We start from the raw sequence: 12060 nt of genomic DNA on the forward strand, positions 1-12060 counted from the left end.
CCCTCTATATCTGAGGAGCCATAGAAGAACATGGCAACTAGAATCACAATAATGACAACCTCTGCAAAATATTCTCCATCAAACTCACTCACCACATAAGTCTCCTTTCGCCACTTGTTAATTATTTATTTTCTGTGAAAAGGCTTGTATCACCTGGTCCAGTGTCATATTCCCGTTATCATTTAAAAATTTCACCATATTATCGACATTGGATGGAGTGGATGCTAGTGTTTTGTATTTTCCTGTGAGTCCTAAAAACAATGTTGCTTGTCTGTATAAAGTCACGGAATCGACGTTTAGTTTTCCTGTTAGTAGGAGGGCTGCCACGAGGACCTCCACATTTTTTCCTTGAAGCGCAGAAAAGATAGCCGAATTACTGTTTAATCCATTTTTCTTTTGACCGTTGAGGGGGGATTTGGATTTACGATTCCCGTTCCCATTACCATTCTTTCCTAAGGAAGCCATTGAATCTTCCTCCCGCCATATACTGCTCCTGCCTGGTTTTTACAAAATTCGAGACAAGGACAGCGGCACTCCATGTGCTCATCAATATACGTTATGATCATACGATATGCGAATAAGAGAGCATTGGTTACTATAAGAATCACCCTGGCTGAAGGCTGTTGGCTACTGTTATCCAGTAATTTATTTCGCATGTTGGTCCGATTTAGAGTAAACTACAATAAAGCAAGCCAAATGAGCATTTGCATAAATCCCAGGAGCGTTTTCAATCAGCAATGTTTAGACTGAAACGGTTTAGTTCGTTTATTGTATTTTTGAGCGTTGAATTGGAATTAAGCAAAATGCTGAAATAGGAGTTGTAGATAAAATATGTCGAATGAAGAAGTATTGTTAACTAAAGAGGGATTGGCCAAGCTGGAGGATGAGCTTAAGGAACTGAAGACCGTAAAACGCAAGGAGCTAGCCGAACGCCTTAAGTTGGCTATCAGCTACGGCGATTTGAAAGAAAATAGTGAGTATCACTCAGCCAAGGACGACCAAGCGTTTATGGAAACCCGCATTCTGATATTGGAGAAGATGCTGACCAAAGCCCGGGTCGTGGATGAGAGTAATTTAGACCTTAGAACCGTTAGTATCGGATCGACTGTCATTCTGAATGACATCGAATTTTCAGAGAAGATGGAATACAAAATTGTAAGTCCTGCTGAGGCGGATGTCCTTGATAACAAAATTTCCTATGAAAGTCCTTTAGGCAAGGCACTTTTGGGAAAAGAAGTGGGCAGTATCATTCATGTGGATGCACCCATGGCTGTAATTAAATATGAGCTGCTTGAAATTAAGCTCACATAGTTCATTCCCGATTCCCTTATATGAGGGGGCCGGGATTTTTTATTTCTCGCTGCCTACAATACCGTCCATGTGGAGCACAGTTGCACTCCACATACTGGACAGGATTTTCTTTACTCCGCTAGCGCACTAAGTTAGTCCGTCATTAGGAAGCCTGCTTGCTCCAATGCAGCGCAGGCATCATTAATTTTATCTTCATCCGAGGCATTCAAGGTGTGCAGGTGGATGCCTCCCGTCAGCTGGGACAAATAAGTGGCCTGGGTGGAGCTGATTTTACGGATAAAATCGTCCACTTCCTTGCGAGTTCCAACCCGTATCGGAGCAGTCAGATCCCCGTATACCGGATGCTCAACAATAACATCCTGCACACTTACACCGTAGTCCACAATCAGCTTTAGTTCCTCTTCTGTCTGTTCAGGTCGATGTTTACACACAATAATACGTGAAGCTAAGGGAGTTGCCTGACTCGCAGGCTCCATATAAATGTATCCTTGACTTGTTGCAAGGATAGGTTCTTGGCTTGCTTTTAACAGGGAAATATCCTGTACAATTACTTGTCGGGAGACGGAGGATCTGCGCGCCAGTTCGCTCCCGGTCAGTGGTGATTCGCTCTTGAGCCACAATAGTAGCTGTTCGCGGCGATCCGTACCTGACCGTTTTAAAGATTCAGTCAACGGGATAAGCTCCTTTCTTTTCGATGCGTCAGGTCTGTCAAAATATCTACCAATACATTCAATTCCTCGATGGTGGTCGTTCTTCCGAAAGAAACACGGATAAATTGTAACGCTTCACGGCCGGATGCTCCAAGCGCCTGTAAAGCAGGCGAAGGATCGTGGTGTCCGGCAGCACATGCGCTTCCAGTTGATATACAGACACCTCTGCGATTACATTCCAGCATAACATATTGTCCCTCGTAACCGTGAAAAAAACATCCTACTATATGATGAAGCACTGCTTTATTCTCGCTTTCCTGTACGGCCCAACGTAACGGAATGGATCTTTCCTGGATTTTCGTAATAAAGTGTCTTCTCAGGGTAGTATATCGCTCCCGATGCGACTCCATCTGTTCGGTCATCATTTCTGCCGCCGCGACAAAGGCTGCAATCCCGGGAACATTAACCGTTCCAGGACGAAATCCGTTTTCATGTAGTGTATCAGGGTACACGGGACGCCACGGGGTTCCGGGTTTGAGATATGCAGCACCGACACCTTTGGGGCCATACACTTTATGGCTTGATACAGAGAGTGCATCTACTCCCATGGATTCTACATCTACGCGAATATTCCCAAATGTCTGTACCGCATCACTATGCAACAAAATACCCCGTTCGCGTAGCAGGGGAGATAAGGCAGCAAGGTCCTGAACCAGTCCCGTTTCCGAATTAGCGTGTTGTACGGAGACAAGTCCGGTGTCTTCTCTCAGGTGAGGTAAAAGAGTTTCGCGAGTCATTCGTCCTTCCCGATCCGGTTGCACAATGGTCAGTTCATAGCCCTGACGTTCCAGCAAAGTAGCAAGGTTGTACATCGAGTGGTGTTCCAAAGCGCTCATGATCCAATGCTTTTTATGCTGCGGCAACCCGTTCAGGATCGATTGCACAATCAACATATTGGATTCTGTTCCCCCGGTTGTAAAATAGATGCCTTCCTTTTGCCCGCCAATCATATTTGCTATTCGTTGCCTGCTGTAATCTAGCGTATAGGCTGCTTGACCGCCCGCATCATGGAGACTGCTGGAATTTCCGAACATTTCCTTATTTAATACGTTATACATATTTAAAGCTTCGTCACACATAGGTGTGGAAGCGGCATAGTCCAGATAAATCACACCAAATCCTCCCTGCTTAAAATAATTCCATTCAAAAACTCTTGAGATTATTGTAGGCATGTGTAAATATAAGTGTCAAGACACTTGTAAACATGTATGTACACAGAGCGGTTATCTGTTCGTGAGAGCGGGAACGATCAGCCGCATCGATATGGAGGGATTCTAATGTCTATGCTTGACGTTTTACAAGGAAATCGAGGGCTTATGCCAGAGCATTATAAGACACTGACGGTTGCTGACATGGAGCAGCGAGTGGCCGAGCTGAAACAAAAATGGGGACCCAAGCTGCTCATACCGGGCCATCACTATCAGAAGGACGAGGTTATTCAATTTGCTGATATAACAGGAGATTCTCTACAGCTTGCTCAATTGGCTGCACAAAATCAGGAAGCGGAGTTTATTGTATTTTGTGGGGTACATTTTATGGCGGAGACAGCGGATATGCTGACTACTGATCGACAGACTGTTGTCCTGCCGGATATGCGTGCAGGCTGCTCGATGGCAGATATGGCGAATGTGGAGCAGACAGAACGAGCATGGAAGCATTTACAGGAGTTGGTAGGAGATACGATCATTCCGTTAACGTATGTAAATTCCACAGCAGAGATCAAAGCCTTTGTAGGACGGCATGGCGGGGCTACCGTGACTTCTTCGAATGCTAAGCAAGTGCTGGAGTGGGCGCTGAAGCAAAAGGAACGTATTTTGTTTCTGCCGGATCAGCATTTAGGTCGCAATACAGCTTACGATCTTGGAATTCCGCTAAATGAAATGGCCGTGTGGAATCCAATGACCGATCAGCTTGAGACTGAACAGGACCCGGCAACTGTAAAAATTATTTTATGGAAAGGACATTGCTCTGTTCATGAAAAGTTTACAGTAGATCATATTCGCAATGTCCGCGAGCGTGATAAGAACATCCGGGTCATCGTTCACCCCGAATGCTCTTATGAGGTCGTACAGCTCGCAGATTGCGCGGGCTCCACAAAATTCATCATCGATACCATTCGCACGGCAGAGCCGGGAACCCAATGGGCTGTTGGCACAGAAATGAATCTCGTGCAACGAATCAAGCAGCAGTACCCTGAACAGCAGATTGAATCGCTCAATCCCGATATGTGTCCCTGTCTGACCATGAACCGGATCGATCTTCCCCATTTGCTGTGGGCAATGGAGCAGTTTGATCGGGGTGAGCCTGTGGGTGTGATTCGTGTGGATGCTCAGATCAGACAGGATGCTGTACTAGCATTGAATCGTATGCTTGCTATCCGTTAACCTTTTGCTGTTCCAGCGAGAATGCTGCTTGAAATCTTTGGCCTTATTTTAAAGAAGCAGGGAGCTTAACAGCATGTAGACGGTTCCCGCTTTGAATAAATATCATTCCACCGGATTTGAGCGTTGGACCGAAGGAGCGTGAGCCTGTGTTGACAGTAAACACGGGCTTTAAGCTCATCAAATCATAGCCATGAAATACGCCATCTGATTGCCCGACATAGACTCCTTTACCGAATACGTCAGCTTGAACGGTCGGATTATCGCCGTCGTAATGAATGAATTGACCTGAGGACAGCTTCATAGCAGTCAGTCTGGATGTACTAAAATCTTGGTAGAACATGCGACCTTCATGAATAGACAATAAAGGAACAAGTTGATCATAGCCATTTTGCGCCCACTTGCGAGCAGGTTTGCTGTCTGGCTTGTAGTTCCAAAAATCATAGGAAGCTAGTGTCTCTCCCTGAAAGACATAAAGATCTTTGCCGTACAAAAAAGCAGAACCATATACACCTCCAGATCGGTAGACACCGTCTTTATTTTTAGGCTCGGTCCAGCGATACTGACGATCTCCTTTGGATTTACCTGTCTTGAGGTCGTACTGTGCGATCGTAACTTTATGGTTTACCGGGTCATCATCAATCATAAACGTGTTGGCTTCAGAGTATACGATTCCGTCTTTAACCGCCAGTGGAAAGGAAGTTCTAAAGCTGTCCCAAAGCTTTTTACCGGTATTAGCGTCATAGGCATTGATCTGTTCAAAGGTGAGACTGCCTTGTACGTTATAGTTGCGGATAAGCACACCGTCAGTTTCCATTATTTCGCCCAAACCACTGTATGAGTTCTTATCCTCACTGATTTTCCACTTCACCTTGCCACTGACAGCATCAATGGCAGCCGTTTGCACCGATTGCATAATATATATAGTTGGACCAATGTGCTCAATACCATATGCTTCAGTAAATCCCAGCGGAGTGGACCACACTTTCTTGCCAGCTTCTGTAACAGCATAAATAGAACCGCTTCGTGTCATTCCGTAGATGATACCTTTGTTGTACGTTAAAACAGGGGTAAGCTGATCACCATATTGCCACAATTTCCGACCCGAACTGGCCTCAAGGGCAACCAGTCTATGGTTCGAGTCAACCGCGAACACCTTACCGTTTTCCGCTATTGTTACCGCCTGATCTGGATATCGGTTTCTATCGATTGGGATAACGGGAAAAGACCAGGAAGGTTTGATCACAGGTACTTGGATTGAGGTGCTATAAGCGCCGTTACTCATGGAGACCGCAGACGGCTCTGCACTTGCCTTTTCAGCGAATCCACCGCTGATCAAGGGCAGCCCAATGCTGGCTACCGCCAATCCTGTAAACAATGTGCTATGTATCGTTTTTCTCATACGCGCTGGCTCCTTTAATGGTTAATAGGGGAGTAAGGATTTCAGAAAGTCACCTTTGATTAGACTGTAAAAAAAACCAAAAGTTTCATGTTGTATTTGCATTTTGGTTGTTTTGAGCATAAATCCTTAAATTCAGTTGCTTGTGTCGAACCTGTATCTCTAATTAAAGATTAGTCGCTTGTCCGGTTTTCGTGCTATAATTGTGGCAACCAACCGAAGGAGGTGAATCCCTTGTTTGAGCTTCAGGACCTACTCCCTTATTTATTTACAATCGGCTTACTGTGCACAGTGACTTATACGTATCTCGCTCATTTGCACGGCAATGTACCCGAATGCTGGGTCGAAGGCGGGCCCGTAAGGTCTCATGCTTCTCCACAGATGCCGATGTCTGCCCGTGGACAGGACATGCCTGTCCGGCTGGCCCGACATATCCGGCGTAAGGAAGCACCGGATGAAGATGCATCCGATTGTTCTCCCTCGTTGAACGATGGCACAGCCAATCAACGAGGAGGAACATATGAAACGATTCAAGGGATTCACCTTTTGGGGTAAAAAAGAACGGATATTTGGATTAATGGTAGCGTTGGCGGTGGTCATGCTGCTGTCTGGTTGTGGTGCGAATGCTGCGGAGATAAATGCACAGACACCCGGATTTTTTAATCATTACGTGGTGTTCCCGCTTTCTTGGCTTATTCAGCAATTGGCGCAATGGTTTGGTGGAAGCTTTGGGCTGGCGATTATGACTTTGACATTTATTGTCCGGCTGGCCTTACTTCCTCTTATGATGCGTCAAACGCGTGCCCAGCAGGGGATGAAGCGCAAGATGAGCGCCATGCAGCCCGATTTGGACCGAATTAAGAAGAAGTATGAAAACAAAAAAGATGCCGCCAGCCAGCAGAGTATGCAGCAGGAAATGATGTCGCTTTACAAAGAGCATCAATTCAATCCGCTTAATATCGGTTGTCTGCCTATTCTCATTCAGCTCCCGATCTTGAGCGGTATGTACACTGCAATCCGCTTAACCCCGGAGCTGGCGTCTCACTCCTTCCTATGGTTCCGGCTCGGACAGCCGGACTGGATTTTGGCAATCGTCGTCGCAGTTGTATACTTGGCGCAGGCCAAGCTTTCTCAGTTTCAGATGACGCCTGACCAGCGCAAGCAATTTGCGATCATGGGTTATCTTTCACCGATTATGATGGCGGTCTTTTCCTTTAATGCCCCTGCTGCCATGCCATTATATTGGACAGTAAGCGGCACCTTTTTGCTGCTTCAGTCGCTGTGGTTCCGCAGACGCTATCCAATAGAGGAAGCAGAGAGTAAGGTTAAACTTGGAGAAGTCACACCAACCTAAATAGAAGATCATGTTTGTTTAACTTGGGAATTGCACTTGTAGTATGCCACGTGTAATCATAGGATGTCATTCGAGCCGTTTATAAGGCTTGAATGGCGTCCTTTTTTGATGCTACTTTTTTTCGCTACATTCCGCTTGCGATTTTGTAGTCAATATGAAATCCTTATATTATAAAGTGATACTAAAGTTGGGAGAGGCTAGTATGAGAAGTCCAACCACATCCATAGAATGGTATGATAACCAAATAAGGTAGGACGGTTGCTATTGCATGTGAAGATTAGGCTCTCAACTCATTCAACGTTGCATCGAAGACGCTGTTACGTTGGGTAAAAGGGAGTGGCAGTGGTTACCAACAGGGAGGCACCTAATTCTTTTAATGAAATGATAAGAGAAAAATGGGCAAAGTAAGACCTATATGTAAGCTAATGCTGAACTTTGTTTTATCACGCAATGAATATTATGGAGGAACTATAGAAAATGAAGCAAACATCAACAAAGCTGCCCATTTCCTTGGCTCTGCTCACATGTATAGTATGTGCATTCGGTTTTGGCTTAGTCGCATTATGGGTGAGTGACCATCAAGTTCGGCATTTTGACCAGGAAATTATTTCGGCTATTGGACAACTAGAGTCGACCGCCATGACCCGTCTAATGAAATTTTTTACCATGATCGGCAGTGGGATTCCAGTTGTGATCATTATTTTAATTGCCATGTTCGTGCTCTATAAAGTATTGGGACATCGCAGAGAACTGCTTTTTTTGGCGGCTGGTGTATTGGGATCGGTAATGCTGAATACGATACTAAAATTGCTTTTTCAGCGTGCGAGACCGGAGATTAACCGTATTATTGAAGAGAACGGATACAGCTTTCCGAGCGGACATTCCATGACAGCTTTCAGCATGTACGCGGCGCTGACATTTTTAGTGTGGAAGCATGTTCCTTCTAGGCTGGGGCGTATCCTTCTTATTGTACTCAGCAGCCTACTGATTGTAGTAATCGGGACGAGCCGCATTTATTTGGGCGTACATTATCCGAGCGACGTTGTGGGTGGTTATTTTATGAGTGGCTGCTGGATGGCGGCTTGTATTTGGTTTTATCAGCGGTACGAAGAACGACGAATGCTGCCACTTCGCTCCAAATCGACAGCATAACGGGTAGCATAAATAATAAAGCTTATAAAAAAGCAGACGCTTTAGCGTCTGCTTTTCATTTGGACAGAGGAAGTGTGCTCAGTCATCTTAGTTCTGGCTTGTTCACCAGGCTTGAGCCCCAGCTTCTGCTCCCATTTTTCATAAAATATAATAGCCGCCTGTATGAAGATGCCAGGAAGCTTCCGGCTTCGAATGAATTGATGAACGCCGACGGCACAACCTGCACCAATAAGTGCACCTGCCAAAATATCCGAGGGATAATGCACTCCGGTCCACACGCGGGATACTGCGATGAGTACAGCCAAGATAACCCAGAGGACACGAAATTTTTGATGATGAAGCCATAAAATGGTAGCCAGAGCAAACGATCCAAGGGCATGGTTACTCGGAAATGAAGCATTAGGATCATGATGAATAAGCTGAATGACTGAATGTCCGACAAAAGGCCGATCTCTGTAAAACAAATGTCCAAGGCCCCAACTAATCACAAAGCCGATACAAACCGTTATGACGGCTTCTAAAACCATCATCCGATGCGGCATTTTAAAAGTGAACCAGTACATCAGCAAAGCCACTCCGAATAAATACGGTTCATATTGCGCCAAGAAAAGCATGGTTCCATTCAAAAAGGCGAGGGAATTAGCCAGTTTATTGATCCAGTGAAATAAAGCATAGTCTACATTAATTAACATGAATAAATTACTCCTTAACATCAAAAAATTGAATATCAAAGTTATATTATAGAGCGACTACACGGATAAAAGCTTAAAATCAAATAAAAAATGAATGTCATTTCCATTACTCATTTGTTTTTTCTATAGAAAATAGGTGGTTTTGCGATGGAAAAGTCGGTGCTGGTTATTGATGATGAAGAGAAGATATCCAGATTGCTTCAGTTGGAGTTATCCCATGAAGGATATGCAGTTGAAATCGCACAGACGGGCAGAGAAGGATTGGAAAAAGCTCTAGCTGGTAAATGGGATATCATCATTCTGGATGTAATGCTGCCGGAGATGAACGGGGTCGAGGTGCTAAAGCAGATTCGAAAAGTGGACAATCATACACCAGTAATTATGGTCACTGCACGTAACACGACTCCTGATAAGGTTTCAGGTCTGGATGAAGGTGCCAATGATTACATTACGAAGCCTTTTGAGATCGAGGAGTTATTAGCGCGGATGCGGGCCAGTATGAGGCATCAAATGGAGCCAACAGCTACCGCTTTACAGGAAGAGGATAAGCCGCCGCCTAGGCTCCAAGTGGACAGCTTGGTGTTGGAACGCAAGACACGGTTAGTGGTGCGGGAAGGCAATCGAATCGAACTGACGCCAAAAGAATATGATCTGCTTCTTTATCTGATGGAGCACAAAAATCAGGTATTGCAGCGGGATCAAATGATTCAGGACGTGTGGGGATTTGATTTTGTCGGTGATACGAATGTCGTAGATGTGTATATCCGGTATGTTCGCAAAAAAATTGATCATGGATACAAAAAGAAATTGATAAAAACCGTGCGCGGCGTTGGGTACTGCATCCGGGAGGAAGACTAGTGAAGCTTCGGACCAAAATAACCCTGCTCAGTTCTATTTTAGTGATGTCGATACTCCTGTTTGTGGATGTTACAGTTCACCTATTGTTCGTCAAAATCGCTACGCGAAATGAAAGAGAAGTGCTGCAAAATAAATGGACTGAAATCATTGCCGAAACAGGGCCCACGATGATTCTAAAGAATGCATGGGGCCCCAAACTGAAAGATGAGCTTTCTGGAGACACCACTCTAAGAGTGTTTGATCAGCAATCCCGACTTCTGTATGAAGTAAGTCGCCAGTCTCGCTTTAAGCTGGGCGATATACGTTTTAACACTTCACAAAGTTCTCAACTGACAGATGTACAGGGTCATAAAATTCTGGTAATCCATCTCCCTGTGCTTTCTCCAGAGGGTCATCAGAAGGGGACCCTGGAGATTGTAGAAAAATGGGATGCACTCGAAACCAATCTCGATATTTTAAATACGATCCTCATCACATCCACTGTAGGGGCTATGTTGCTAAGTTTGGTAGGGAGCACGATTTTGGCGAATGCGATATTGCTGCCGATTTCAAGTAGTATTCAAACGATGCAGGAGATTGAAAGAAGCTTGAAATTCAAAAAAATCCCTACTGGCAGTCACAATCAAGATGAATTGTCCCAAATGACTGCTACTTTTAACCGAATGATGGAGAGATTAGAAGAAAGCTTTCAGAGTCAGCAGCAGTTTGTTTCAGATGCCTCACATGAGCTGAATACGACACTTATGATTATTGAGGGCTATGCCAACATGCTGCGGCGGTGGGGTACGCGTGATGAGGAGATTCGTAAGGAATCCATTGAGTCGATCTATGAAGAAACTCAGCGAATGCGTACGATGACACAGCAGTTGCTGACTCTTGCCTCCTCACAGCAGAAAGACCCTGAGCCGCATGAGCGGATCGAAATGATCGGTTGTTGTCAACAGGTAGTAGCGCATCTCAAGCCTGTACATGATCGTCAAATTTCTGTTTTAACAGAAGAGAAAGAAATTTGGCTAGATGCCAACCTGACGAAAATGAAGCAGTTGCTAGTGATCCTGCTGGATAATGCATTAAAATACAGCTCGGATGAGATCGAAATAGGGTTATCTACAGATGAAAAACATGTCTATATCCAGGTTAAGGATTATGGGATCGGAATACCTGAGGGCGAGATCAAGCGGGTCTTTGAACGATTTTATCGGGTAGATAGCTCCAGACATCGTAAAACCGGAGGAACCGGGCTGGGGTTGCCGATTGCCAAGGCAATTACAGACGCCCATCAGGGTACGATACGTATGGAGAGCGTAGAAGGAGAAGGAACGGTAGTCATCGTCACGCTGCCCCAAAGACAACAGGAAAGGCTGTCCCTCCAGTAGAATATCTACTCGCGGAACAGCCTTTTTATTGTTACTTGTAAGTTAAGCATTCGGTGGATGGAAATCATTTAAAATTTATGCTAAAGGACACGACGTGCTGTTGTATAATTGCGACTCCACCATCCCGAATTTAGATCTGTAACCGTTACGCCGCCTTTACCATACGTATGCAGAATTTTGCCATTCCCCATGTAAATGGCTACATGATGAATTGGCGCATAGAAAAAGACCAAATCGCCTTTTTTCAGCTGGCTACGCGGTACGAAAGTGCCAACAGTTGATTGCTGTCTGGAAGATCGCGGAAGCTTGATGCCATTTTGTGCAAATACATATTGAGTGAATGAAGAGCAGTCAAAAGAGCTTGTACTACCAGCTGGGGCTCCATGTTGATAACGCACGCCCATATACTGGGAGCCTTTAGAAATAATCCGATCAGCTTTACTTGCCGAAGCGGCATGAGTGGTGGCTGGTCCAACGACGAAGCTCCCTGCGCTCAATGCCAAAGTCATAGTAAAGCAAATACCCATCCACAATTTTTTAGAAGTACGTTTCATATATAAATTCCTCCGTTATTCGTATTGTGTTGATGTCCTGAAATGACAATAACACAAATAAAATGTCCGGAATTTACCACTCATGGTTACAAACCTGTTACCCCAACGCTTTGTCCTCGTTTATTAGAAAACGATGAGAATTTCCTCCTTAATTTTGGCTTGACAAAATGTATAGACTCCACTTATAGATAGGCTCGTATGACAAAAAGCGAGTTGCAGACGATTGGCACAAGCAATCACGCAAAATATACATACCTATATACTACAATTTAT

Annotated in this window: 13 protein-coding genes; 7 read left to right on the forward strand and 6 right to left on the reverse strand. The window is 44.8% G+C overall.

From position 1 onward, the window contains the following. Positions 1-117 precede the first annotated feature (117 nt). Positions 118-465 (reverse strand): hypothetical protein, encoded by a 348-nt coding sequence (locus MHI21_RS12060; protein WP_025721144.1) that lies wholly within the window; start codon positions 463-465, stop codon positions 118-120. 366 nt (positions 466-831) lie between these two features. On the opposite strand from MHI21_RS12060, the gene greA reads away from it, so the two are divergent. After that, complete coding sequence (gene greA / locus MHI21_RS12065; protein WP_013310174.1) at positions 832-1311, forward strand: transcription elongation factor GreA; 480 nt, start codon at positions 832-834, stop codon at positions 1309-1311. A gap of 131 nt (positions 1312-1442) precedes the next feature. Here the strand turns inward: greA and MHI21_RS12070 are convergent, their stop codons facing one another. Together MHI21_RS12070 and MHI21_RS12075 are read right to left on the reverse strand one after the other, a co-directional pair. Then, positions 1443-1982: a transcription repressor NadR gene (locus MHI21_RS12070; protein WP_039274627.1), complete on the reverse strand. Its 540-nt coding sequence runs from the start codon at positions 1980-1982 to the stop codon at positions 1443-1445. Next, entirely contained in the window at positions 1979-3133 is a 1155-nt protein-coding gene (locus MHI21_RS12075) for an IscS subfamily cysteine desulfurase (protein WP_342420079.1), read from the reverse strand. Before MHI21_RS12075 ends, MHI21_RS12070 begins: the two co-directional genes overlap by 4 nt. Before the next feature lie 165 nt (positions 3134-3298). On the opposite strand from MHI21_RS12075, the gene nadA reads away from it, so the two are divergent. Beyond that, positions 3299-4405: a quinolinate synthase NadA gene (nadA, locus tag MHI21_RS12080; protein WP_342420080.1), complete on the forward strand. Its 1107-nt coding sequence runs from the start codon at positions 3299-3301 to the stop codon at positions 4403-4405. A gap of 43 nt (positions 4406-4448) precedes the next feature. Here nadA and MHI21_RS12085 read toward each other — a convergent pair whose 3' ends face one another. Continuing rightward, a complete protein-coding gene (locus MHI21_RS12085) occupies positions 4449-5804 on the reverse strand; it encodes a PQQ-binding-like beta-propeller repeat protein (protein WP_342420081.1) in 1356 nt (451 codons plus the stop codon). Positions 5805-6026: 222 nt separating this feature from the next. On the opposite strand from MHI21_RS12085, the gene MHI21_RS12090 reads away from it, so the two are divergent. From MHI21_RS12090 to MHI21_RS12100, 3 genes are all read left to right on the forward strand, one after another. Beyond that, on the forward strand, positions 6027-6356 hold the full coding sequence (locus MHI21_RS12090) for a hypothetical protein (RefSeq protein ID WP_223830783.1): 330 nt from the start codon (positions 6027-6029) through the stop codon (positions 6354-6356). Further along, the gene (gene yidC / locus MHI21_RS12095) at positions 6322-7155 is read left to right on the forward strand and encodes a membrane protein insertase YidC (RefSeq protein ID WP_341161563.1); all 834 of its coding nucleotides are present in this window, start codon (positions 6322-6324) and stop codon (positions 7153-7155) included. Before MHI21_RS12090 ends, yidC begins: the two co-directional genes overlap by 35 nt. Positions 7156-7632: 477 nt before the next feature. After that, a complete protein-coding gene (locus MHI21_RS12100; RefSeq protein ID WP_342420082.1) occupies positions 7633-8307 on the forward strand; it encodes a phosphatase PAP2 family protein in 675 nt (224 codons plus the stop codon). Between the two features lie 41 nt (positions 8308-8348). Here the strand turns inward: MHI21_RS12100 and MHI21_RS12105 are convergent, their stop codons facing one another. Next, positions 8349-8999 carry an undecaprenyl-diphosphatase gene (locus tag MHI21_RS12105; protein ID WP_342420083.1) on the reverse strand — a complete coding sequence of 217 codons (651 nt, stop codon included), beginning with the start codon at positions 8997-8999 and terminating at the stop codon, positions 8349-8351. A 147-nt stretch (positions 9000-9146) separates the two neighbouring features. Here MHI21_RS12105 and MHI21_RS12110 point away from each other — a divergent pair, with 147 nt between their 5' ends. Further along, positions 9147-9857: a response regulator transcription factor gene (locus MHI21_RS12110; RefSeq protein WP_341161560.1), complete on the forward strand. Its 711-nt coding sequence runs from the start codon at positions 9147-9149 to the stop codon at positions 9855-9857. Continuing rightward, on the forward strand, positions 9857-11233 hold the full coding sequence (locus MHI21_RS12115) for an ATP-binding protein (RefSeq protein WP_342420084.1): 1377 nt from the start codon (positions 9857-9859) through the stop codon (positions 11231-11233). The genes MHI21_RS12110 and MHI21_RS12115 overlap by 1 nt, the downstream gene beginning before the upstream one ends. Before the next feature lie 80 nt (positions 11234-11313). Here MHI21_RS12115 and MHI21_RS12120 read toward each other — a convergent pair whose 3' ends face one another. Next, positions 11314-11787: a C40 family peptidase gene (locus MHI21_RS12120; RefSeq protein ID WP_061830140.1), complete on the reverse strand. Its 474-nt coding sequence runs from the start codon at positions 11785-11787 to the stop codon at positions 11314-11316. Positions 11788-12060: the final 273 nt, after the last annotated feature.

Source organism: Paenibacillus sp. FSL H8-0168, assembly GCF_038592955.1.
GTDB lineage: Bacteria > Bacillota > Bacilli > Paenibacillales > Paenibacillaceae > Paenibacillus > Paenibacillus polymyxa_B.